This window comes from Sorangium sp. So ce119 (assembly GCF_051524405.1).
In the GTDB taxonomy this organism is placed as follows: domain Bacteria; phylum Myxococcota_A; class Polyangia; order Polyangiales; family Polyangiaceae; genus Sorangium; species Sorangium cellulosum_G.
The window spans coordinates 10,828,358-10,851,034 of sequence record NZ_CP150310.1 but is presented as its reverse complement, the minus strand read 5'-3'; the positions used below and the strand labels follow the sequence as shown (position 1 = coordinate 10,851,034).

Genomic DNA, 22,677 nt, shown 5'->3' with positions numbered 1-22,677 from the left:
CTCCGGACCCCATCGGCCTCGTCCGGAAGTCGTCTGAGCCACGCGGGAGGCGCATCGCAGGCCGCCCGAGCGGCCGTGTTCAACTGCTCCGGCCTCCAACCGATCAGGTGACTATGCGTTCCTCACGAAAATTGACGCCGACGGCCTGTTGCCGGGGCGCGCTCCTCCTGGCCGGGCTCCTCGCGAGCCCTTCGGCGCTGGCCGATTACCCCGTCGCCTCGCACCGCTACCTCGCCGACCCGGCCTCGCTCGTGCACGACGGGCGCGTCTATCTCTACGGCTCGAACGACGACGACAACGTCAAGGCGGACGGCTCGGACGACGGCTACAAGATGGCCTCGTTCGTGGCCATCTCGAGCAGCGACATGAAGAACTGGACCGACCACGGGGAAGTGATCCGCGTGCCCCGCGACGCCTCCTGGGCGGCCAACACGTGGGCCCCCTCGCTCGTGGAGCGCAACGGCAACATCTACATGTACTTCGCCAACAACGGATCAGGCATCGGCGTCGCCAAGAGCGACAGCCCGACCGGACCGTTCAGAGACGCGAAGGGCAGCGCCCTGATCACCTCGAGCACCCCCGGCGCCTCGGGCCAGAACATCTGGCTCTTCGATCCGGGGGTCTTCATCGATGACGACGGCCAGGCGTACCTCTACTTCGGCGGCAACGGCGAGCAGAACGCGCGCGTCATCAAGCTGAACAACGACATGGTGAGCGTCTCGGGCTCGGCCTCCGCGATCACGGTCCCGTACTTCTTCGAGGCATCCTGGATGCACAAGCGGAACGGCGTTTACTATCTGTCGTACTCGACGAACCCCGCGAACGGCATGCGGATCGACTACCTCACGAGCTCGAGCCCCACCTCCGGCTTCACCCACCGCGGCACGGTGGGGCCCCAGCCGCCGAAGAACAACAACAACAACAACCACGCGGCAATCTTCGAGTTCGGCGGCTCCTGGTACCACGCCTACCACAATCGCTCCGTCGCCAACGACGCCGGCGAGCCCCCGGGCTATCGCCGGAACCTCGGGATCGAGTCGTTCACCTACAAGGAGGACGGGTCGATCGTGCCAGTGACCTACACGACCGACGGGCTCAAACAGGTCAAGAACCTCGACCCCTACGTGCGCGTCGAAGCCGAGACCTTCAACGCGCAACGCGGCATCGAGACCGAGCCCTGCGAGGAGGGGGGGATGAACCTCTCCAACATCGAGGACGGAGACTGGGTGCGTCTCCGCGGGGTCGACTTCGGCGAAGGGGCGGAGAGCTTCAGCGCGCGCGTCGCGAGCGCCGGGCAGGGAGGCAGCATCGAGCTCCACCTGGAGACACCCGACGGCACGCTCGTGGGGACCTGCGCGGTCGCGGCGACCGGGGACTGGCAGACGTGGGGCGACACGTCGTGTGCGGTCGACGGCGCCACCGGCGTGCACGACCTGTACCTGGTCTTCACCGGCGGCGATTCGTACCTCTTCAACATGAACTCCTGGCAGTTCTCGCCCATCGGGGGCGAGGGAGCCGGCGGGGGCGCCACGGTTGGAAGCACGAGCGGCGGTGGCGGCATCGGCGCCAGCTCGGGCTCCGGCTCAGCCTCAGGCTCCGGCGGAGGGGCCACGGTCGGCACGGGCGGGGCTCCCCCGGGCCCGATGTCCTCCGCCCAGGCGTCGTCGGGGGGGACCTCCGACGGGGAATCGGGCGACCCAGCCGGTTGCAGCTGCCGCGCGGCGAGCCGCGCTCCTTCCGGAAATGCCCTCGCGCTGACAGCGTTGCTCGCGGCGTCCGTGGGGCTCCGGCGGCGCGGCCGAAGGCGCGTGGCCCCGCACTGACGCGCTCGAGTCGGCTCCGCTCGCGGGGTCGTCGCCCCGCGCCCCCCTGACGAGGGCGGCGCGGGAGCTGGCACAGCTCGGCGCACGCGCGCCGCGCAACGCCACGCATACAACTATCTGAATTGATTGGTGTTCTTCCGCAGCACAACGCACCGTCAGGGGTGGCATGCGGCATGCTGGCCAGGCCGGCATGACGACGACTTCATCCCGCGCTCTCCACGCGCATCGATCGCTCCAGGCGCGCGTGGGGGTTGGCCTGCTGTCGCTCGCCATCGGCGCCGGCTGCTCGGATCGCCCGAACAACAACCCGCCCCCGCCGACCTCCGGGTGCGCGTTCGCGGTCCCAGCGGACGGCGCGCCCGCGGCGCGCGGCGACCTTCGCATCAACGAGGTGATGACGGGCAACGACGGCGCCTGGGTCGATGAGATCGGCGAGACGGATGACTTCATCGAGCTGATCAACATGGGAGATCGCCCGCTCGATCTCGGGCAGTACCACGTGGGCGAGAAGGCCGGTAAGGCGACGCGGCTGCCGGGCCTGACGCTCGGACCGGGGAGGACGGTGCTGCTCTGGGCAGACGACGCGCCCGAGCAGGGCCCGCTGCACCTGCCGTTCAAGCTCTCGAACTCGGGCGCGCGCGTGCTGCTCTGGTCGGCGTCGTGCGAGCTCGCCGACAGGATCGATGTGCCGGAGCTGCCGCGCTCCGAGAGCTACGCGCGCTTGCCCGACGGCACGGGCGAGCCGTCGATCTGCCGCTACGCCACGCCCGAGCGCCAGAACGGCGACACGTGCGATCCGCCGGAGCCGCCGAACCTCGACGACGGCATCCGATTCACGCCCTTCCAGTGGCCCGAGACCTTCCCGGCCGTCGCCGGGCCGCTGGTCATCTCCGAGCTCGCCCTGCGACCGGCGGGGTTCGTCGAGGTGCTGAACGCGAGCGATCAGGCCGTGAAGCTCGACGGCTTCGCGCTGCGGCTCTCGCCGCTCTCTCCGGGAGAGGCGCTGCCCGGCGCAGACACGGGCGTGCTGCTCGCGTGGCCGGAGCCGTCCGCCACGCTCGCGCCCGGAGAGCGCGTGAGCGTCCCGGTGAGCGCGGGCGAAACGACCGATCTCGAGGCCTCGCCGGATTTCGAGGGCGTGGCGACGCTGTGGCAAGCAGGCCAGCCGGCGCCGAGCGATCGCGTCGACTTCATGGCGTGGCCCGAAGGCGCGTCGCTCTCGCGCGTGCCCGACGCCACCGGGGCGCCGCGCTTCTGCGAGGCGCCGAGCCCCGACGCCGCGAACGACGGCTGCGTCCAGCTGGCCGGGCGCGCGCTCCCGGCCGGACGCGCGCGCCGGCTGGAGACGGCCGGCGACTTCGCCGAGCTGGCCAAGGGGGGCACCGAGGTCGGCGAGGCCGGCGTCAAGTTCGTCGTCGACATGGCGGCGAACGACACAGTGCACCTGCTGGGGACGCGCGAGTGGGCGCTCCACTACACCTTCATCCGCGAGCAGATAGAGAGGCGGCGGCACCTCGATCGCTGCGATCCCGACCAGGACGCGGAGTTCGAGCTCGGCTGGGCGCTGTTCAGCCAGTCCGAGTACTTCCGCGTCGAGGGCCGCCGGTATCTCCTCGGCACGCTGGTGGAGCACACCAATGGCACGAAGACGGTCGAGTTCTCTCCCGGCGACCAGATCATCGGCGCGCAGATGCGGCGCGCGTTCTTCGCGGCGATGCGGGCGGTGCCCGACCCGCAGGCGTGGGCGATCCGGCCCACCGCGGCGCGCCAGGTCGCCGAGCTGCGCGCGATCGAGGGGACCGCGCCCATGGTCGGCCCGAACGCGCCGTACACGGGGCTCACGTACCAGCCGCTCAACCCGGCCGAGGGCTTCGGCACGCTGGTGTTCGTCCCGGCGCGCGACCTGGAGACGGCCGAGCTCGGACCGAACGTGATCGTGGTGACGGACGACGTGCCGAACGAGACGGCGTTCATGGGCGGCCTCATCACCGAGGCCTTCCAGACGCCGCTGGCGCACGTGAACGTGCTCGCGCGCGGCCGGGGGACGCCGAACATGGCCTTGCGGGGCGCGCGCGACAACGAGCGTCTCGAAGGCCTGTTTGGCAAGCTGGTGCGGCTCGAGGTGCGCGCGTCCGACTTCGACATCCGCGAGGCGACCGCGCAGGAGGCGGACGCTTACTGGGAGGCGCGCAAGCCCACCGGCGAGCGGCTGGCGCCGGCGCTCGACCTCTCCGTGCGCGGGATCGTCTCGCTCGACGCCGCCGCGTATGCGCAGAGCGACAGCATCGGATCCAAGGCGGCGGGCATGGCCGAGCTGTACCGGGTGAACACCGTGGGGCAGTATTGCCCGCCCGATCTGATGCCGCTGTTCGTGCCGCCGGCGGCGTTCGCTGTCCCGTTCTCACACTACATGGATCATTTCCAGTCGAGCGGCGCGGCGGATCTCCTGGCCGAGCTCGAGCAAGATCCCGAGTTCCGCGCCGATCCGCACGCGCACGCCGAGGGGCTGGAAGCGGTGCGCGCGCGGATGATGGCGCACCCGGTGGACCCCGAGATCCTGGGGGCGATCACGGGGGCCATCGAGGAGCGGTTCGGCGGCGAGCGCGTGCGCCTGCGCAGCAGCAGCAACACCGAGGATCTCGCCACCTTCAACGGCGCGGGCCTGCACACGTCGACCAGCGGCGAGCTCGACGCGACGTCGAGCTCGATCGAGGACGCGCTGCGCACGGTGTGGTCGAGCCTCTGGAACACGCGCGCTTACGACGAGCGCGAGTTCGGCCACGTCGAGCAGGCGCGGGCGGCCATGGCGGTGCTGGTGCACCAGGCCTGGCAATCGGAGCGCGCGCAGGGCGTGGCCATCAGCCGCAACGCGCTCGACGCGATCCGCGACAGCCAGTACTACATCAACGCGCAGATCGGGGAAGCGTCGGTCACCAACCCAGCGCCCGGCGTGACCAGCGACGAGATCGTGTACACGCCGCCGCCCCGCACGATCAAGGCGGACTACCACGCGCGCTCGAGCCTGTCGCGCGGGCGCGAGGTGCTGTCGTTCCCCGAGATCCAGCGGCTCGGCTGCGTCCTCGAGGCCGTGCACGCGCACTACCGGCCGCTGGTGGACCCGGCAGGGGAGAACCGGCTGTATGCGATGCAGATCGAGTGGAAGCTGATCGGCCCGGAGCGCCGGCTGCTGGTGAAGCAGGCGCGCCCCTACAGCTTCGGCGCGCTCGAGGCCCCCGGCGACTGCCGGGAGTTCTAGGGCTTCTACGCGGCCGCGCTCCTGCGGCGGGCTGCGCCGTTCCCCCCTTCGGCGAGCTTCGCTTCGTGCTTCGCGATCCACTTGCGGAGCCGTTCAGAGAGCGGTGACCGTCCGTTTTCGTAGTTGGCGACCGAGCTGCGCGCGAGGCCGAGCTTTCCGCCGAGCTCGGCCTGCGAGAGTCCGAGCTTCTCGCGAAGCACCTTCAGCGACATCGAGTCCGTCGCCGCCTGCTCGCGCGCCGGCGCGCTCGGAGGGCGAGGCGGCACGACCTCGATCGCACGCACCTTCCGCTGGGCGCGCTCGGCCTCCGCCGGCGGCACCTCGGCGCGGGCGGCTTCCGGCGCGACGCGGGCGGCTTCCGGCGCGACGCGGGCGGCTTCCGGCGCGGCGCGGCGCGCCACCGTCGCTCGGACGCTCGTCGCGCTCGCCGCGAGCCCCCCGCCGCAGAACGGGCAGTAGTCGAAAGGGAGGAGCTTGCCCGAGTCAGTGCGGAGCTCGATGCCCTGGATCGAAGCCGGGAGCCCTTGCGCGCGGCGCTCCTCGCTCGACCACCCGTAAACGAGCGTGAGCCCCGGGCCGTCGTGATTGACCGGCAAACCGGCCTGACTCATCCGAAGGCAGACCGTCCTGCCATCGCGTGTGCACTGTCGTCCGATGATGGGCATTGTCATCTCCTCTCTTCGCAGGGGCGCGAGCGCAGGCCTAGCCGGTCCAACTTTTGCGCAGTACTGTTCACCTGTCAAGGTAGAGCTGTACCAAGTGCATCAGGCGAAGCCTGGGCGAGGGATCACGGGCCGTGAGACCCCGTGAGGCGCCCCTTGCCCCACACGAACGCGTACGTCGCCCCGGGCGCGCGTCGCGAGCCCGAGCTCCGGCGTGAGGGGGCGGTCGCGGGGGCGCCGTCAGCGCGGCGCCCGGCGCTCACTCCTTCGATAGATACGCGACCATGAAGCACATCTCCTGATTCGTCCCCTCCCCCCAGGGCACGTCCTGCGGCGGGAGCTGGAACTGCCCCTCGCTCTCGGCCGCGTTGTCCCAGGTGCACTCGGCGACGAAGCGATCTCCCGTCCCCCAGCGCAGCGGCTCGCTTCACGGCCGACCCGGGAGCCGCGTCTCTCCGGCAAACTCCAGCCCGCGATCCGTGTCGCTCATGGCTGAAGAAGCGTCACTCTGTGTCAGCCAACTGGACTACGATGTCGCCCTTTCGCTCGCATTCACCTCCAGGAACCGAGATGCTCCACACCGTCCTGCCGATGAAGAGCGGCGCATGCCGCTGCCTGTAGATGCGTCATGCGGGTCACCGAAGCCGACACCCTGAGGGGCTCTTGCTCTACGCTCCTCACCGATGCCCAGCGACGCTCCTGTCGATCTCTACTCGCTCGCCTTCACCTCCTGCGTCGACCCGCTGCTCTTGCTCGATGAAAGCGGTCGGATCCTGGCGCTGAACCCCGCCGCCGAGCGCCTCTCCTCCACGCCCGAGGCGACGGCGCGCGGGAGGAGCGTCGACGAGGTGCTGCGGCCCGATGCGCCCCTCGGCGCGCTGCTCGAGCAGGTGCTCCGCGATCGCGCCCCGCGCGCCCTGCCGCCCGACGTCGCCCTCCACCTCGCGAACGAGCGCGTCGTCCTCGCCGAAGGGCACCTCAGCCCGCTCGTCGACCCTGCGGGCGCGTGCGCCGCCGTGCTCCTCGCGCTGCGCGACGTGACCGAGCGACGCCGGGCCGAGCAGGCGGCGCGCGATCGAGGAGCGCGCCTGCACGCGGCCGTCGAGGCGCTCGACGTCGGCTTCGTCATCTATGACGCCGAGGAGCGGCTCTGCTTCTTCAACACGGCGTACCGATCGCTCTACCCCGAATGCGCCGCCGCCATCCAGATAGGCAATACGTTCGAGAACGTCGTCCGCGAGGGCTGCCGGAACGGGATCCACCTCCACAGCGGCCTCAGCGAGGACGAGTGGGTCGCCGCTCGCATCGCGGACCATCGCCGCTCCGGGGACGTCTACATGCGGCGGTTCGGGGACCGCTGGATCACCCTCAAGAGCTGCCGCCTCGCCGACGGCAGCTTCGTCGGCCTGCGGATCGATACCACCGAGCTCAAGGAGGTAGAGCTCGCCCTCGAGCGCGAGCGGCAGTTCATCCGCCTCGTGCTCGACACCATCCCGATCATCGTCACGGTCAAGGACCGGGACGGCAAGATGAAGCTCGTCAGCAAGGGCTACGCCGAGCTGTACGACACCACGCCGGAGGGGGCGGTGGGCAAGACCCTCGCCGATCTGCCGCCCTCCCACGCCGAGCTCTCCACCATCGGAGAGATGGACCGGGAGGTGCTCGCGCGCATGCAGCGGGTCTCGAGGGTTCAACCCGTCGCGCGCCCGGACGGCAAGGTGCGGTGGATGTCCATCATCAAGGTGCCCCTCGTCGAGCAGGACGGCACGACGCACATCCTCGCCATCGGCACGGACATCACGGCGCAGCGGGAGCACGAGGAGGACATGGCCGCCACCATCGCCGAGCTCGAGCGGCAGAAGGAGGCCATCGCCGATCAGCTCGCGGTCATCCAGCGCCAGCAGGCGCTCATCCGCGCCCTGTCCACGCCCATCCTCCAGGTCGCCGAGGGCGTGCTCGCCGTGCCCTTCATCGGCGCGCTCGACGACGCGCGCGCGACCGACGTCACCAGCAAGCTCCTCGACGAGGTCGTGCGCACGGGCGCTCGCTTCGCCATCATCGACGTCACCGGCATCGAGAGCGTCGACGCCGCGACGGCCGACCACCTCGTCCGCATCGTCCGCGCGATCCGCCTGCTCGGCGCGAGCGGCGTCCTCACCGGCATCGGGCCCGCCGTCGCCCAGTCCATGTGCGGCCTCGGGGTCGACCTCTCGGGCGTCACCACGCACGGCAACCTCCGCGCCGGCATCGAGGTCTGCCTCCGCGCCCTGCGCGAGCGGCGCTGAGCGACGCCGACGCTTCCCGTCCTCCGCGAGGGCCAGCCAGCCCCCGACCTCACACAGGGTGGTGTCGAAGCCAGGTCTCGAAGTCGGTGAGCGGAATGCCGAGCGCTCGTGCCGCCTCGGGAGTGGCCGGGCTGCCGTGGTGGTTCAGCCGCTCGTGCGGGCGCGCGATCAGGGGCGTCAGGCCCCGGGCGATGGCTTCGTCGGCCGTGAGCGACGGAGCTTCGATGGGAATGTCGAGCGCGCGGGCCAGGGCGCGGGCGATGTCGCGCATCGTCAACCGTTCGCTCGCGAGCTCGAGCTCCACGCCGTGGAACCGCGACGGCTCCTGGACGGCCGCCGCGGCGGCTGCCCCGATGTCCTGCACGGCGACCAGGGCCAGCTCCGTGTCAGGCGCGATCGTGGTGAGCAGTCGGTCCCCCGTGCCCCCCTCGAACATGATGGAAGGGCGGACGAAGTTCTCCATGAAGAAGGACGGCTTGATGAGGGTCCAGAAGCGGAATCCGGCGTTCTTCACCAGCTCTTCGGTGTACGCCTTGCTCTCCCAGTAGTTGCGGAGATGGCCCCGCTCGAGCTCCCAGCCCGGCGCTCGCCGGTGGTGCGCGCCGGCCCCGGACACCGAGGTGTGGATGAACTGCGGCACGGAGGCCGCCCGGGCTGCCTCGACGAGGTTCTTCCCCTGCACTCGCTCTGAGTCCGACTCGGGATCGGCCATGTTCGGGTGCTGCACGGAGAACACCGCCCGCGCTCCCTCGCAGGCGACGCGCAGCGAGCCGGGATCGTCGAAATCGCCCCGCACGAGGCGCGCGCCGCGAGCGCGCAACGCGATCGCAGCGGCCGCGCCAGGATCACGAACGAGCGCACGCACGGGGACGCCTCGCTCGAGCAGCGCAGCGGCGACGGCTCCGCCTTGCCTGCCCGTGGCGCCAGTGACCAGCACCGGCTCGGTGGTCGCTTCAATGGACATGAGTTATCCTTCCTGAGGCGAATGCATGCCTCGAATCACCTCCCAACCATGCGGCGCTCGAGCAGCTACGACCAGTCGAGCGCGTCCACGTTGCTTGCGAGATCGTCCAGCCGGTGCCACCCGTGGACCCTCTGAGTGAACTCCTGTCCTCGGTGCGAGCGAGGACGGCGTCGTGGGCCCGCCTCGACGCGAGGGCGCCCTGGGGCGTCGCGCTTCGAGGTAAGCCTTCGACCTTCTGCATCCATCATGTGGTGACCGGCGCGGCCAGGGTCTCGACCGAGAAAGACGGCCACGCGCTTGCCCTGACGACCGGTGATGTCGTCGTGGTGCCGCACGGCCGGGCGCATTCGCTCCGGGATCGTGACGACACGCCGGTGGTCGCGCTCGAGGAGATGCCCGGGGTCCGCGCGAGCGGCCACGATCGCGTGTGGCACCTGACCCTGGGCGGGGTGGGCGCCGAGACGAGGGTCACCTCGGCGCTGGTCGAGCTCGAGGATCCGTTCTCCGTCCCGGTCGTGTCGTCGTTGCCGCCCGTGTTCCGGCTCGCGGGTGCGGGCGCGGGTCAGACGTCGCTCGTGGAGCACCTCCGTCTCCTCGCGCGCGAGATCGAGTCGAGGCCGTTCGGCTCCGATCTCTTGCTCGCGCGCATGGCAGACGCGCTGTTCGTCCACGTGATGCGGGCGTACGTCGAGACGCTCGGCGACGCGCCTTCGGGCTCGTGCCGATCGCTCGAGCTGGTCAGCGCGCTGCGCGACCCGGGCGTGGCCGCGGCCCTGGCCCTGATGAGCCGCCGACCGGAGCACCCGTGGACGGTCGCATCGCTCGCCGAGCAGGTGGGGTTATCGCGGTCTGCCTTCGCGGCGCGCTTCACGAGCCTCGTGGGCGAGCCGCCGCTCGGCTTCCTCACGCGGATGCGCATGCAGAAGGCGACGATGTTGCTGCGCGAAGGCGCGACGCTCGCGCTCACCTCCCAGCTCACCGGCTACGCGTCGGAAGCCTCGTTCGGCCACGCGTTCCGGCAGTGGTCGGGCATGGCGCCGGGGGCCTACCGTCGCCAGCAGCTCGCGCGCCCGAGCGACCTACGAGCTGAGCCAGGCGCCCGGCCCGGAGCCGAGGGTCCGCCAGCTCGACGAGCCGCAAGGGCGTGAGTCGCGGATGCGCGCGAGGTGACGGCAGAGGTGCTCACAGCACGCGCACCGGCTGGCCGGCGCGGAACGCGGCGATGTCCTCGAGCGCGTCGCGGTAGAAGATGCGGTACGTCTCCTCGGTGACGTAGCCGAGGTGCGGGGTGAGCACGGTGTTCGGCAGGCGGCGCAAGGGGTGCTCCGCGGGCAGCGGCTCGGTGTCGAAGACGTCGAGCGCCGCGCCGGCGAGCCGGCCGCTCGTGAGCGCCTCGATCAGCGCGCGCTCGTCGACGATCGGGCCACGTGAGGTGTTCACGAGCAGCGCGCCGGGCTTGAGCAGGTTGAGCTCGCGCGCGCCGAGCAGCCCGCGTGTCCTCTCGGAGAGCACGAGGTGGATGCTGATCACGTCGGCGCCCGCCAGGAGCTCGTCGAGCGGGAGGAGCGTCGCGCCGTGCTCGGCGGCGCGCTCGGGCGTGAGGTTCTGGCTATACGCGGTCACGCGCATGCCGAACGCGAGCGCGACGCGGGCGACCTGCGCGCCGAGGCGGCCAAGGCCGAGCAGCCCGAGCGTCTTGCCGGACAGGCCGAGCCCCAGGCTCGTCTGCCATTCGCCGGCGCGCACCGCGCGATCTTCGCGCGGGATGCTCCGCGCCAGCGCGAGCAGCAGGCCCCAGGTGAGCTCGGCCGTGGGATAGGGCAGACCCCCGGTGCCGGAAACGACCACGCCGAGCTCGCGCGCCGCCGCCACGTCGATGGCGGCATTGCGCGCGCCGGTGGTGACCAGCAAGCGCAGCCTGGGGAGCTCGGCGAGCACCGCGCGCGGGAAAGGCGTCCGCTCGCGCATCGCCACGACGGCGTCGAACGGCGCCAGCCGTTGCACGAGCGCTCGCGCGTCGGCCACGTGATCGTGAAAGAACTCGACCTCGACGCCAGGGCCCAGCGTGTCCCACGCCGCGAGCGAGCGCGCCACGCGCTGATAGTCATCGAGCACGGCCACGCGAAACGAGGCGGGCGGAGCACTGGAAGGCATCTTGCCTGTAACCTTGCATTTTAACGGACGGTTGTCCACTATAACGGACATGGCTCCCTCGCCTCCCGTCCGGCCCAGCCTGCTCCGCGCCGCGTGGCCCGCTGTCTTCCTGTTCTCCCTGCTGGTCTTGTGCGGCGCGGCGGGCTGCTCGCGCGCCGACACGTCGCGTGGCTCCAGCGCCGGACCGGAGAGCGAGTTCGAGACGCTCGAGCTCCGCTATCAGGGCAACAACGGCACGGTGTCGCCGATCGAGCTCGCGGAAGACCTCGGCTATCTCGCGCCGATCCGCCTGAATTTCGTCGGCAGCACGGTGAGCGGCCCGCAGAGCGTGCAGGCCGTGGTCACCGGGGATACCGACTTTGGCGGCGCCTTCAACGGCGCCATCATCAAGCTGATCGCGGCCAAGGCGCCCATCGTCGCCGTCGTGGGCTATTACGGTGTCGACGAGCAGCGCCAGAGCGGCTTCTACGTGCTGAACGACAGCCCGCTGCGCGCCGCGCGCGATCTCCTGGACAGGTCGATCTCCATGAACACGCTCGGCGCCCACAGCGAGTTCATGGTCAAGGAGTTCCTGTCGCGGAGCCAGATCACGCCGGAGGAGACCCGGCGCGTCACGCTGCTCGTCGTTCCACCGGTGAACGGCGAGCAGCTGCTCCGCGAGAAGCAGGTCGACGTGGCGTCGCTCGGCGACATCTACCGCGATCGCGCGCTCGAGCGCGGCGGCATCCGCCCGCTGTTCTCGGACTACGAGCTCTACGGCAAGTTCACCGCGGGCAGCTACGTGATGAAGACCAGCTTCATCAAGGAGAACCCGAAGACGGCCCGGCGCTTCGTCGAGGCGACCGCGAAGGCGATCGAGTGGGCCCGGAGCACCCCGCGCGAGACGGTGGTGGAGCGCTGCATCGCGCTGATGAAGAAGCGCGGCCGGAACGAGGAGGACGCGGCCATCAGGTTCTGGCGCAGCTACGGCGTCGCCGGCAAGGGCGGATTGATCGCGGAGCGCGACTTTCAGATCTGGATCGACTGGATGGTCAAGAGCGGCGAGCTCAAGCCGGGCGAGATCGCCCTGAACCGCGTCTACACGAACGAATTCAACCCGTACGCGAGCGAGCCGGCCGCGAACTAGAGAGCGCCGGAAGCGGCGCCGCTCCAGGCGCCCCCCGACGCGCCGCCGTCCACGTCGATGCTCCTGCTCACGACCGCGGCGTGGAGCGCTGGACGAAGGCGTCGATCAAGCGCCGCGCGATGCTGACCTTGGGTGGGAGGTCGGGGAGCTGGTCGCGCGAGAACCAGTCGGCTTCGACGATCTCGTGGCCGTCCGGCGTGAGCGTTCCGCCGGCGTAGGTGGCCGAGAAGCCGATCATCAACGAGCGGCCGAACGGCCACGGCTGGCTGTCGAAATACTTCAGATCGCGGATCTGGACGCCGACCTCCTCGCGGACCTCGCGCGCAGCCGCTTGTTCGAGCGACTCGCCGATCTCCACGAAGCCGGCCACCGCGCTGAAACGACCGGGCGGGAAGCGCGCGCTGCGCGCCAGGAGCACGCGGTCCTCGCGCTCCACCAGCACGATGACGGCGGGCGCGATCCGCGGGTGCACGCGGAGCCCACAGCCCGGGCAGCGCCGCGTCTGCTCACCGGCGCTGGGCTCACGCCCGTCCGGAACCGCGGCGCCCGGCGTGGTGGTTGCCCCGCAGCGCCCGCAGTAGCGGTGCGTCTCGGCGAACTCGACGCCGGCGAGCGCGCACCCCACGATGTGCAGCGTGGGCTCGGGCAGCTCGGAGAACAGGGAGCGGACCGACGCGAACGCGAGCTCGGCCGGGAGCTCGACGTCGGGTCGAGCGCGCGCCGCGTACCAGCCGCGATCGTCGAACCTGCCGAGGAACACGGGCGAATCGGCGAACGCCGGGAGGGTGTCGCGCCGGCCGAGGAACAGCCCGCCGGCGCGTTCCACCACCACGTCCAGATCGCGCACGATCACCACGAGCTCGTCGTTGGCCGTCATAGCGAAGCGCCAGTGTACGAGCTTCGCCGAGCGCCGCCAGCGCCTCGCGCGACGGCTGGCGGCAGAGATCCGGGCTGCCTCGCTCGGCAGCTCCGCTTCGAGCTCCTGGCTGCGTCAGGGCAGCGCGCGGGGCTTCCAGAACCCCTCGAGCTTCTCCTCTTTCAGGACTTGCTCGAGGAAGCTGCGGTCGACCCAGGGCTCGAAGTCGAACGTCGCGCGGATCAAGCCGAAGCGCTTGGCATCCGCGATGCTCGTCTTGTAGCGAGCGACGACGTACGCGTCCACGAGCGGGCTGTCCTTCTCGCGCGCGGACTCGCCAGCCCAGTCCTCCTTGAAGGCCGCGAACGGGGCGCCGGAGCGCGACCAGAGGCGGTACGCCTCGCTCAGGTCCTTCTCCTGATCCGCGAGCCATTTGGCTGCCAGGACGTACTGCCGCACCACGCGCTTCGTGGCCTCGGGGTACTTTCGGATGAAATCGTCCGACCCGATGATGGTGCTGTTGCAGGTGTAGCGGGGGTCGCCCTTGGTCGAATAGATGATGCGCACGAGGCCCTGGTCCCGCTGGGCGAGGAGGTCATTGAGGCCGATGGCGGCGTCGACGTCCTTGGTGGCCAGGGCCGCCTTGGTGGTCGCGTTGTCCATGTTGATCGCGCGGACGTCGCGCTCACTGAGCCCGTGGGCCTCCAGGATGCGCGCCGCCGAGAGCTGAAGGCAGGTGCCCTTGAACACCGCGAAGCGCTTGCCCTTGAGATCCTTGACGCTCTGGATCGGCGAGTCCGCGGGCACGGCGATGTACAGGTTGGTCTTCGGCCCGCTCGCGAGGATGCGCGTCTTCAGGCCGCCCGCGCGGCCGATGATCGACGGCAGATCGCCGAGCAGCGAGAAATCGGTCAGCCCGTTGGCGTACGTCTCGTTCACCGCCGGCCCGGCGCCGCGCAGGAAGCTCCAGCGCACGGGCACGCCATCGCTCTTGAACTCACTCTCGAGCGCGCTGCGCAGGTTGAGCAGGGACCAGGCCGAGCCCCCGACCACCGGGCGATTGCCGACGCCGACGCCAGGGTTGGCGACGCGGATCTCGCTGGGCTTCTCGGCGGCCTGGGCGCTCAGCGCAATGGCGAGCGGCGCGAGGATCAGCGCGAGCAGCTTGAACAGCTGTTTCATGCAAAGTTCCCTTCCGTTGGACGTCCCTCGCACTCCATCGAGCGACGCATTCGTCCACTATAACGGATGGGGTGATTGAGTGAAAGTGGAGTTCGCGCGCTGATGAGCTGCTGCTGGAGCAGCAGCGGCGGCGGGGCGTTGCTCGAATCCGTGCAGCGGCGCAGCAACAGGAGCGCTCCGCCTGGCCTCGGATCACCCGCGCCACGACGGGAGACAGGAGCCCAGGCTCGCGGCACATGGGTTGCAATCACGGCCAGAAGGGCCAGAAGGGCCAGAACGGTCAGAGGCAGCGGCGCTGCGCCGGCTCCTCCTCGGGCCGGCGCGGCCGCTGTGTTTGGCGCGCTATTGCCTGGGTGGGAGCTGATCGGGGAGGCGCTGGTTGCAGGCGCACATGTATGCTTCTACCGGGTTCCTCTGGTCCGCCAGGTGCTGCGGGCGATCTCCGATGTCCGGGGTGGGCACTGCCAGTCCGTTGAACCCGAACTTGTCGCTCCACGTCCCATCCCCGTCCTGGCGATAGACGTGGTAAGAAAAGGGATTGGCGTACATGTAGATCTTGGTCCGGTTGTCGGGGCACGGCTCTGTCAGCGAGGACGGGATGAGCCCGTCGCCCGCGGCATATTGCTCGAACCGGTAAGCCTGCTCTCTGGTCGGCCGAAGGCCCATCGTATAGCCCGGATCTTGACCGACCCCGCTCTCCGGATACTTGTTCTGCGCATAGGAGTAGCAGTTGGACTGGACCGCGGTCCCGTCGTCATACGTCCATTTCTCCGGTTCATAGACGGTGGGCTCGCAGGTGTGCTCGGCGCAGGAGCGGCCGCACACGGGCTCCACGAGGTCGACGCACGTGTCGTCCCATTCGGTCGTACAGCACGAGCCTCGTAGCTCACACACGGCGCTCACGCAGCTATCCACCGAGCTGTCGAGCGCGGTCCCCGGGTTGCAGAGTCCATGGGTCTCAGCCTTCTTGCGCGCGACGACCGCATACGCCGTCGTCGAGCCCGCGCTCGCGACGAACTGGTCGCGCGAGGTGACGGACACGCTGCGGCCGTCCTCGCCTGGCTGGATGGAGACGAGCGTTCGACTTCGCTGGTCGTCCGCGTACTCGATCGACGCGCCCATCCCGATGAGCGCCCATCCCGGCTCGATCTGCAGGGAGCTGGTGCCGTATCCATGGGCCGCGTCTCCGGGGCTCCCCTGGATGGTCTTGATCTCGAGGCCGCCGAAGCCTTCGATGACCTGGTCCTTGATCTGGAGGACCCAGGCGGACGTCGTGCCCGCGGCGGGGATGGCGTAGTCGGTCGAAGCGGCCGTCCACTCGTGGAGGCCCGCCGGGTGGCTGGCGGTCAGGTAGCGCGCGGCGCCGCCGGTCACCGACGCATCCGGAGCGGTCTCGGCGCCGCCGCCGATCGTCACCCAGCCGTCGTCGACCTCAGCCGCGGCGACGTCCGTGGGGAGCTGAACGGACTTCCGCTGGATCGAGTCCTGGAGATCCTTGGTCCTCACGCCGTCCAGACGGACTCCGATGGCGTACACCGTCAAGTGGTGCGGATTGGGCGCTGCGCGCGCGCTCGACGAGGCGCGCCATGTCCGGGCGTCGACCGGGCGGCTCTCACGCAAGAACGCGGCGCTGCCGGTGCTGCTGTCCGTCGTGGCGCCGCCGCCGACCAGCGCGTACTCCGGGTCGACCACGCACTCGACGCCCACGTGGACGTCGGACGACGCGACCGTCGTGCACTCCTTGATCTGGACGTGCACCGGAGCCGCGGAGTCGTCCCTGCGCGACACCACGGTGACCTGTTCGCTCGATAACGCGGACTGCGCCTGCGCGGTCACGTCTCCGGCGAGCGGTGCGTCGTTCGCGTCGTCGAGGACGCAGCCGGCCACGCCGGCCAGGATGATGCTGGAAGGCACTCCGATCGCAAGACACACCAAGGAACGTCTACTCATGATTTCACCATGCCTCTGTCGTGCGCGACACGGACGCGCGGCGAGCCGTCGTCTCACGGCAGCGTCCGAGCCCCCGTTCACGCGATAACCACGATCCTTCAAGACCGACGAATCGCGGATCCAGCACTCGCCGTGCCACGGCTCGACGCGGACGGGGCTCGATGATCGTCGCCGCAGATCGTGGCGCGGACACGGCCCTGTCGATGCCTGGCCAGGGCGCGGGCGCGTGGCGCCAGGGCAATGTTTGCCGTGCCCCGGCCCCTCAGCGCTGGCAAACTTTGCCAGGGCGGCAAGTCTTGCCATAGGCATGCCGGTCCCGCGGGCGGGCTCGCAGGATCCCCGCGGGCAGTCCATGCGAATGACGCGGGACAGGCTTCGCGTCCTCGCGGCGAAGCGCGTCCGCCTCGGGGCGCACGGCTCCGGGAGGATCTGCCCGCACCGCGAATGCAGCGATGGTGAGGACAGCCATGATGGCTCCGAAGACGACGAGCCCCATGAAGACCGCTATGCCAGCGTGGAGCGCCACGGTGGCCGCCACCCAGAGCCGCCGCGTGCGCCGCGGCCAGATCATGAGCGGGTAGCCGCATTCGACGAGCAGCACCATCCAGCCTGCGCCCACCGCGAGCCATGGAGTGTAGGCCAGCCAGGTGAAGTCGTACTGGCGATAATCGGGCATGTTGAGCGTTCGCCAGATGGCATCGCCGTTCCACCATTGCTCGCCGAGCGCCTTTCCCAGCCCGCTCATGAGGTAGACGACGCAGAGGTGTATCTGCACCACGCGCAGGGAGAGCCGCGCCGCGCTCGTGGGCCCGGCGGGCGCGCGGCCGAGCCGTCGATCGAGCGACAGCGCCGCGCCCGCCGGCATCCACATGAGGTAGAACAGGAAGATGTTGGCGAACTGGTCCACGCCGTAGTTCGTGCTGTCCGCCGTCATCATCAGCATCAGGTGGGAGAGCCAGGCGCCTGCCGCGGCCATCCTCGTGCGCCATCCCACGAGCAGCGCGACGAGGGCGAGCACATACGACGCGCCCACGGCGACGAGGATGGGCGCCTCTCCGATCCCGAGCGGGGCGAGGCGGTCTATCAGCCAGCTGAGCCGGACCGGCCCCGGCCTCCCGAGCGCGTCGAGGAGCGGTCCCTGCAGGATCCCCGACCGCCCGTAGAGCTCGAACAGCGCAGGAGCGACCATCCCCGCCTGGACGAGGAGAACCGCGGCGATCCCGATCCGGAGCGCGGCGAGCGGCGCCGCCGACGCAGGAGCGAAGGCGAAGCGCTCGACGGCCGCCCACGCTCGCGCAAGCCCACGCTCGTGTGCAGCCCGGGGAGCAGCCACCGACCGCGCGTTCACGGCCCCCTCCCGTCGCTTTGCTGCGCGCGCATGAGCCTCGCGTGGTGCACGAATTTCGCTCGATAATTCAGCTCCCATCCTGCGGTCTTCCCCTCGCGGTGCTCCGCCATGGAGGGGAGCTCGAGCGTATCGAGCTGGACGACGACGCTGTCGGCGTCTGGATGCCTGGCGAGCACCTTGCCGGCCCAGGAAGCCACGAGCGACCGCCTCACCGTCTCATCCTCCTCCAGCCGGAACATCCCGATGATGTTCCTGACCCGGATATCTGCTTCACGGCTCACCCCCGTCTCCAGGACATCGGTCACGGTCTCCCCGTTCGCATCGTTCAGCTGAAAGCTCGCCGAGAGCGACGTTCCGACCCCCGGCGCGAAGAAGGAGTACCCGCTGTCCGCTCCGGAGAGCAGGCCGTAATACTTCACCGCCCGGCGCGCCCAGCCCTCGTCTCCGATGTGCACGTGCAGAGCGCCCAGACAGACCACCACGAGGTGCGCCGCCGCGGCGCCGAGCAGAAGGATGGCGCGTCTTCGGCCCATGGCTGTCCCGTTCATCCAGCTTCCCCCCAGGGTGCCCGCGACGCCGGCACCTCTCCCGAGCAGACGACCCTTGCTGCCGGCACGGCGCCGCTGGGGCCGAGCGTGCGCTCGACCTGCCAGCGGCACCATGAACCGTCAGACCATCAGCGCTGACCAGCCGTCAGGCTCACGACAGGCGTCGGGAGCCCTGCCGGCGTAGAAGCGTCGGCGCTGAAACCCCAGTAGCCGTGGTGGCCGTGGTGGCCGTGGTGGCCGTGATGCCCGTGGTGGCCGTGATGCCCGTGGTGGCCGTGATGCCCGTGGTGGCCGTGATATCCGTGATAGCTGGACCAGCTTGCGCTCGCGTCCGCCGAGCTGGGTGCACTCGTCTCCTCGACGAGCGCGAGGTCCTGAATCGGCGTCGTGCTCGCCGCACGGGCGAGCGGAGCGACAGCGACCGTCGCAGTGGCCATCAGAGCGCCAATCAATCTCAACTGGTTCATATTCATTCCTTCCCCCTCTACCCGAGCATGCTGACTGCTGCTTTCCGGGTGATGCTCGGCGACCATGCACGCTGCGCGCCGGGGTGAGTCCCAGGCGTGAGTCGCCGTCAGATCCAGCTACGCGAGGGCGAAGCGGGGCAAGACACGACGAGACGGCCGGGCTCGATCGGCGGATCCGGCCCCGCGCCGCCGACAGGCGGCTGCGCGAGTGCGCCAGGACTTGCTCGAATGCGCAACGGGGCGTGGTGCTGCTGAGCCCACCGGGCCGGTGGGTCTCGACGCGGTCGCCATGACGGGACAGCCCGCCTGCCGCGAAGTGCAGCCCGGGCGGGATCGACTACCGGCCCGAGCTCGGGCCCCTGCCTCCCGAGGGGCTGCGAGCCGCCGTCACTCGGCGCCGCCCGAGCGGTTCACGACGAGCGCCCCGGTCCGGAGATAGCGCTCGTAGACGACACGCAGCTCCGCGTCGTCGAGCCCCCGCTCGTCGCTGCCGATGAGGTAGACCCCGCGCGCCGGGTCGCGGTAGACGTTCGCCTGGAACTCCTCCCAGCTCAACTCCGTGTCTTCGCCGGGCGCGGGTCCGTCAGCCTCGGAGGACGAGGAGGGCTCCGTGCCGCCGCAACCGACCAGCATGAGCGCCACCACGGGCGCGCAGAGAAGGACAGACAGGGAGCGCCCGACGCGGCTCCTGGACAGACGCCCTAACGACGATCCTCGATTCATGGGAACACCTTTCGCGGTCAGGTCACACGTTGATCGCAACCAGAGAACCTCGCCGACGGCGATCCGGAAGCCAGCGCCGCCAGCATCTTGCATGATGACACAGGAATCGAGGAGAATGGAAGTCCCCCGCGGGGGCTTCAGCGCAGATCGGTCGCCGCCGGCCATGGCGGGGTCAGCTCGTGTGCGCGACGGCGCGGATCTCGATCAGCTGATGTGGGAACGCCAGACCCGAAACGCCGATGAGGGTGCCCGCCGGACGATGTTGCCCCACATACTCCTTGAACAGGGCGACGCATCGCTCGAAATGCTCGCTCGGGTTCGTGAGATAGATCACCATCTCGGCGAGATTGGACCTCGTGACGTTGAATCCCGCCAGCACCCGATCGAGGTTCTCCAGCGTCTTCCTGGCCTGTGCCTCGAAGTCGCCCTCACCGACGAACGCGCCCTGCATGTCGTGGGAGAATTGCCCCGAGATGTAGATGGTGCCGTTGACGCTGTACCCCTGGGTGACGCCGAAGCCCTCTTCCCATGGAACGCCGTGGTTGTAGGTGGTGGCCTTCTGTGTCATGTTGGTTTCCTTACGCTCTGTGGTTCCCCGCCGCGACATGGGCGAGGCGTCGAGGACTGTAGCGAGCCGATTGGCGAACGGATGTCTACACAGACGCGAAGGACTTTCTGAGCCCTCCAGGCGCCCTGCTCGGCCCGGCGCCGGAGCAGGCGGAGCTGCACCATGCTGCGCGCGAACCTGAACGAGATCCTCGTCTTCATGGCCGTCGTCGATGAAGGGAGCTTCATCGCCGGGGGGCAGGCGATGGGCCTGACCAGGTCGGCGGCGGGCAAGGCCGTGAATCGCCTCGAGGACAGGCTGGGCGTGCGCCTCCTGAACCGCACGACGAGGGCGCTGAGCCTCACCGATGAAGGTCGGGTGTTCTACGACCGAGGTTTGCAGATCCTCGCGGCGGTCGACGACGCGGAGGCGAGCGTGGCGGGGCGCTCCGGCACGCCGCGGGGGCTCCTGCGGCTCACGGTCCCCGATGCCTTCGGGCGGCTCGTGGTTCTGCCGCTGCTGCGGAAGTATCTCGAGGCCTGGCCCGACATCCAGGTGGAGGTGAGCTTCACCGACCGCCTGGCCGATATCGTCGAGGAGGGCTTCGATCTGGCGGTGCGGATCGGAGAAGCGCCCCCGGACACGCGGCTCGTCTCGCGATTGGTCGCCAGGTACAGGGCCGTGCTCTGCGCCTCGCCGTCCTACATCGCCGGGCGTGGAGAGCCGCTGAACGTCGATGATCTCGCAGGCCACGACTGCTTGATCTTCAGCAGCCGCAACCGAAGGCAGAGCTGGCGCTTCCTCGGCGACGATGGAGCCTGGGTCAAGGCGCAGGGTCGAGGGCGCTTGCGGCTGGATAGCGGAGAGGCCCTCCGGGATGCCGCCGTCGCGGGGCTCGGCATCGCGTTCCTTCCGGACTTTCTGGTCGCCCAGGACCTGGCTGCCGGTCGCCTCCGGCAGGTGCTACCCGACGTCGCGGCAGAGGACGTGAAGATCGTGACGATCTACCCGACCCGACGCCTCCTGGAACCCCGCGTCAGGCGCTTCATCGATCTCATGGTCGAAGAGCTCGGGACCTGACGCTGCCGGCATCCAGGCGTCCGTTCGCTCGAGATCCTCGGCTGTCGCAGCGCGGACCGATGCCGTCGCGCCCGCTCAGCGGCCTCTCAGCGGCGGCGCCTGGAGCGGGGCGCTGGCGCTCTCGAAGGCGCGCGCGGCGCGCAGCACAAGCGCCTCCTCGAAGTGGCGCCCGACGATCTGGAGCCCGAGCGGCAGGCCGGCGCTGGTCACGCCCATGGGCACGCTGATCGCCGGCTGGCGCGTCAGGCTGAAGGGGCCGGCGAAGGACGCGGGGAGCGGGCCGCCGCCCTCGATGGGGGGCGCCGCCCCGGCCGAGGTGGGCGTCACCAGCAGGTCGACGCGGCGGTGGAGCGCGGCCATGGCCAGGGCGAGCTCCACGCGCCGCCGCTCGGCCTCGAGGTACGCCACCGCGCCGAGCGCCTCCCCTTCGGCGGCCGCGCTCCGCACCGCGGGATCGAGCAGGGCGCGCTGCTCCGGCCCGAGCTCCCGCACCGTGTGCGCGGCGCGGGCGGCGAACAGCGTCCGCAGCACGCCGCCTGCGTCGGCGAGCGGGGGCTCCACCTCCTCCACCTCGGCGCCGAGCTCCTGCAGCGTCGCCGCCGCCGCGGCGAAGCGGGCCCGCGTCTCGCTGGCCGGCTCGATGGCGCCGAGCGTGGCGCTCACGCCGATGCGCACGCCGCGCAGCGCGCCCGCGCCGGTCGCGTCGCCGAGCGCGTCGCCGAGCGCGTCGACCACGTCCCCGGGCGCCGGCGGGGCCCGGAACGGGTCGCGGTCGTCGGGAGCGGAGAGGACCGCGAGGAGCAGCGCCGCGTCGCCGACCGTGCGCGCGATCGGCCCCACGTGCGGGGGCACGCCGACAACGCTCGCCGGGTGGGCCGGCACGCGGCCGAAGGTCGGCTTGAGCCCCACCACCCCCGAGAACGCGCTGGGGACGCGGATCGAGCCGCCGCCGTCGGTCCCGACCGCGATCGGGCCGAACCCCGCCGCCACCGCGGTGACGGCACCGGCGCTGCTGCCTCCCGGCGTGTGCCGGGGGTCCCACGCGTTGCGGGTGATGCCTGTCAGCGGGCTGTCGCCCGAGCCCTTCAGGCCGAACTCCGACGTCGTCGTCTTCCCGAAGAGCACCGCCCCGTGCTCCCGCAGGCGCGCGACAGCGGGCGCGTCCTCGGTCCAGGGGCCGCTCGCGTCCACGGTGCGCGAGCCGCGCCGGGTCGGCCAGCCGCGCGTGAGCAAGAGGTCCTTCACCGAGACGGGCACCCCGTCGAGCCGCCCCGCCGGCGCGCCGCGCGCCCACCGCGCTTCCGACGCGCGCGCGGCGTCGAGGGCGCGCTCCTCGTCGAGCAGCACGAACGCGTTGAGCGGCGCGCCGTGGCGCTCCACGTGGGCGAGGACGGCCCGCATCACCTCGACGGGCGAGGCGCTCCGGGCTCGGTAGAGGGCGAGGAGCTCGAGGGCGGTCGCCTGCACCAGCGAGGTGGTCATGATATTTCCATCATAACGGATGCGTCATCCGTTACCAGAGCGAACGGAGCCGCGCTCAGGATCAAGGCATGATCGCGCTCTCATCCGCCGCGCCGGCGCAGCTCACCACGGATGGCCATGAGTAACCGAGCGAGCATCGATTGCCGGGGCAGTTGAGATAGGCGCAGGCCTCCGCTTCCGAGGAGAAGCAGTGCTCACTGCCGGCGATCACAGCGCCACACTTC

18 protein-coding genes are annotated in these 22,677 nt (G+C 70.3%); 6 read left to right on the top strand and 12 right to left on the bottom strand.

The window, feature by feature from the left end; genetic code table 11:
* Window positions 1-113 precede the first annotated feature (113 nt).
* Both WME76_RS41065 and WME76_RS41060 read left to right on the top strand, forming a co-directional pair.
* Window positions 114-1,823 (top strand): glycoside hydrolase family 43 protein, encoded by a 1,710-nt coding sequence (locus WME76_RS41065; protein ID WP_437957606.1) that lies wholly within the window; start codon window positions 114-116, stop codon window positions 1,821-1,823.
* A gap of 190 nt (window positions 1,824-2,013) precedes the next feature.
* Window positions 2,014-5,079, top strand: coding sequence for a PEP/pyruvate-binding domain-containing protein (locus WME76_RS41060; RefSeq protein WP_437957605.1), 3,066 nt, complete (start codon window positions 2,014-2,016; stop codon window positions 5,077-5,079).
* Between the two features lie 5 nt (window positions 5,080-5,084).
* Here WME76_RS41060 and WME76_RS41055 read toward each other — a convergent pair whose 3' ends face one another.
* On the bottom strand, window positions 5,085-5,675 hold the full coding sequence (locus WME76_RS41055) for a helix-turn-helix domain-containing protein (protein ID WP_437957604.1): 591 nt from the start codon (window positions 5,673-5,675) through the stop codon (window positions 5,085-5,087).
* Between the two features lie 749 nt (window positions 5,676-6,424).
* Between WME76_RS41055 and WME76_RS41050 the strand changes: the two genes are divergently transcribed.
* Entirely contained in the window at window positions 6,425-8,026 is a 1,602-nt protein-coding gene (locus tag WME76_RS41050; protein WP_437957603.1) for a PAS domain-containing protein, read from the top strand.
* Window positions 8,027-8,075: 49 nt separating this feature from the next.
* Here the strand turns inward: WME76_RS41050 and WME76_RS41045 are convergent, their stop codons facing one another.
* Window positions 8,076-8,984, bottom strand: coding sequence for an NmrA family NAD(P)-binding protein (locus tag WME76_RS41045; protein WP_437962219.1), 909 nt, complete (start codon window positions 8,982-8,984; stop codon window positions 8,076-8,078).
* 119 nt (window positions 8,985-9,103) lie between these two features.
* On the opposite strand from WME76_RS41045, the gene WME76_RS41040 reads away from it, so the two are divergent.
* A complete protein-coding gene (locus WME76_RS41040) occupies window positions 9,104-10,138 on the top strand; it encodes an AraC family transcriptional regulator (RefSeq protein WP_437957602.1) in 1,035 nt (344 codons plus the stop codon).
* 34 nt (window positions 10,139-10,172) lie between these two features.
* Here the strand turns inward: WME76_RS41040 and WME76_RS41035 are convergent, their stop codons facing one another.
* Window positions 10,173-11,144, bottom strand: coding sequence for a D-2-hydroxyacid dehydrogenase family protein (locus WME76_RS41035; protein WP_437962218.1), 972 nt, complete (start codon window positions 11,142-11,144; stop codon window positions 10,173-10,175).
* Between the two features lie 49 nt (window positions 11,145-11,193).
* On the opposite strand from WME76_RS41035, the gene WME76_RS41030 reads away from it, so the two are divergent.
* A complete protein-coding gene (locus WME76_RS41030) occupies window positions 11,194-12,270 on the top strand; it encodes an ABC transporter substrate-binding protein (RefSeq protein ID WP_437957601.1) in 1,077 nt (358 codons plus the stop codon).
* 67 nt (window positions 12,271-12,337) lie between these two features.
* On the opposite strand, the gene nudC is transcribed toward WME76_RS41030, so the two are convergent.
* From nudC to WME76_RS40990, 8 genes are all read right to left on the bottom strand, one after another.
* The gene (nudC, locus tag WME76_RS41025) at window positions 12,338-13,147 is read right to left on the bottom strand and encodes an NAD(+) diphosphatase (RefSeq protein ID WP_437957600.1); all 810 of its coding nucleotides are present in this window, start codon (window positions 13,145-13,147) and stop codon (window positions 12,338-12,340) included.
* A gap of 114 nt (window positions 13,148-13,261) precedes the next feature.
* Complete coding sequence (locus WME76_RS41020; RefSeq protein WP_437957599.1) at window positions 13,262-14,308, bottom strand: ABC transporter substrate-binding protein; 1,047 nt, start codon at window positions 14,306-14,308, stop codon at window positions 13,262-13,264.
* A 342-nt stretch (window positions 14,309-14,650) separates the two neighbouring features.
* Window positions 14,651-16,240 (bottom strand): hypothetical protein, encoded by a 1,590-nt coding sequence (locus WME76_RS41015; RefSeq protein ID WP_437957598.1) that lies wholly within the window; start codon window positions 16,238-16,240, stop codon window positions 14,651-14,653.
* Between the two features lie 280 nt (window positions 16,241-16,520).
* Window positions 16,521-17,591 (bottom strand): hypothetical protein, encoded by a 1,071-nt coding sequence (locus WME76_RS41010; RefSeq protein WP_437957597.1) that lies wholly within the window; start codon window positions 17,589-17,591, stop codon window positions 16,521-16,523.
* A gap of 11 nt (window positions 17,592-17,602) precedes the next feature.
* A complete protein-coding gene (locus WME76_RS41005; protein ID WP_437957596.1) occupies window positions 17,603-18,139 on the bottom strand; it encodes a hypothetical protein in 537 nt (178 codons plus the stop codon).
* 143 nt (window positions 18,140-18,282) lie between these two features.
* Window positions 18,283-18,591, bottom strand: coding sequence for a hypothetical protein (locus tag WME76_RS41000; protein WP_437957595.1), 309 nt, complete (start codon window positions 18,589-18,591; stop codon window positions 18,283-18,285).
* Between the two features lie 417 nt (window positions 18,592-19,008).
* Window positions 19,009-19,176 (bottom strand): hypothetical protein, encoded by a 168-nt coding sequence (locus WME76_RS40995; protein WP_437957594.1) that lies wholly within the window; start codon window positions 19,174-19,176, stop codon window positions 19,009-19,011.
* Window positions 19,177-19,516: 340 nt separating this feature from the next.
* The gene (locus WME76_RS40990) at window positions 19,517-19,912 is read right to left on the bottom strand and encodes a RidA family protein (RefSeq protein WP_437957593.1); all 396 of its coding nucleotides are present in this window, start codon (window positions 19,910-19,912) and stop codon (window positions 19,517-19,519) included.
* A gap of 162 nt (window positions 19,913-20,074) precedes the next feature.
* On the opposite strand from WME76_RS40990, the gene WME76_RS40985 reads away from it, so the two are divergent.
* Complete coding sequence (locus tag WME76_RS40985) at window positions 20,075-20,971, top strand: LysR family transcriptional regulator (RefSeq protein WP_437957592.1); 897 nt, start codon at window positions 20,075-20,077, stop codon at window positions 20,969-20,971.
* Window positions 20,972-21,046: 75 nt separating this feature from the next.
* Here WME76_RS40985 and WME76_RS40980 read toward each other — a convergent pair whose 3' ends face one another.
* Window positions 21,047-22,453, bottom strand: coding sequence for an amidase (locus WME76_RS40980; RefSeq protein ID WP_437957591.1), 1,407 nt, complete (start codon window positions 22,451-22,453; stop codon window positions 21,047-21,049).
* Window positions 22,454-22,677: the final 224 nt, after the last annotated feature.

Coding starts and splice junctions, on each gene's coding strand:
- WME76_RS41065 (WP_437957606.1), top strand. CDS start 114: ATGCGTTCCTCACGAAAATTGACGCCGACGGCCTGTTGCCGGGGCGCG.
- WME76_RS41060 (WP_437957605.1), top strand. CDS start 2,014: ATGACGACGACTTCATCCCGCGCTCTCCACGCGCATCGATCGCTCCAG.
- WME76_RS41050 (WP_437957603.1), top strand. CDS start 6,425: ATGCCCAGCGACGCTCCTGTCGATCTCTACTCGCTCGCCTTCACCTCC.
- WME76_RS41035 (WP_437962218.1), bottom strand. CDS start 11,144: ATGCCTTCCAGTGCTCCGCCCGCCTCGTTTCGCGTGGCCGTGCTCGAT.
- WME76_RS41030 (WP_437957601.1), top strand. CDS start 11,194: ATGGCTCCCTCGCCTCCCGTCCGGCCCAGCCTGCTCCGCGCCGCGTGG.
- nudC (WP_437957600.1), bottom strand. CDS start 13,147: ATGACGGCCAACGACGAGCTCGTGGTGATCGTGCGCGATCTGGACGTG.
- WME76_RS41020 (WP_437957599.1), bottom strand. CDS start 14,308: ATGAAACAGCTGTTCAAGCTGCTCGCGCTGATCCTCGCGCCGCTCGCC.
- WME76_RS41005 (WP_437957596.1), bottom strand. CDS start 18,139: ATGGGCCGAAGACGCGCCATCCTTCTGCTCGGCGCCGCGGCGGCGCAC.
- WME76_RS41000 (WP_437957595.1), bottom strand. CDS start 18,591: ATGGCCACTGCGACGGTCGCTGTCGCTCCGCTCGCCCGTGCGGCGAGC.
- WME76_RS40990 (WP_437957593.1), bottom strand. CDS start 19,912: ATGACACAGAAGGCCACCACCTACAACCACGGCGTTCCATGGGAAGAG.
- WME76_RS40985 (WP_437957592.1), top strand. CDS start 20,075: ATGCTGCGCGCGAACCTGAACGAGATCCTCGTCTTCATGGCCGTCGTC.
- WME76_RS40980 (WP_437957591.1), bottom strand. CDS start 22,453: ATGACCACCTCGCTGGTGCAGGCGACCGCCCTCGAGCTCCTCGCCCTC.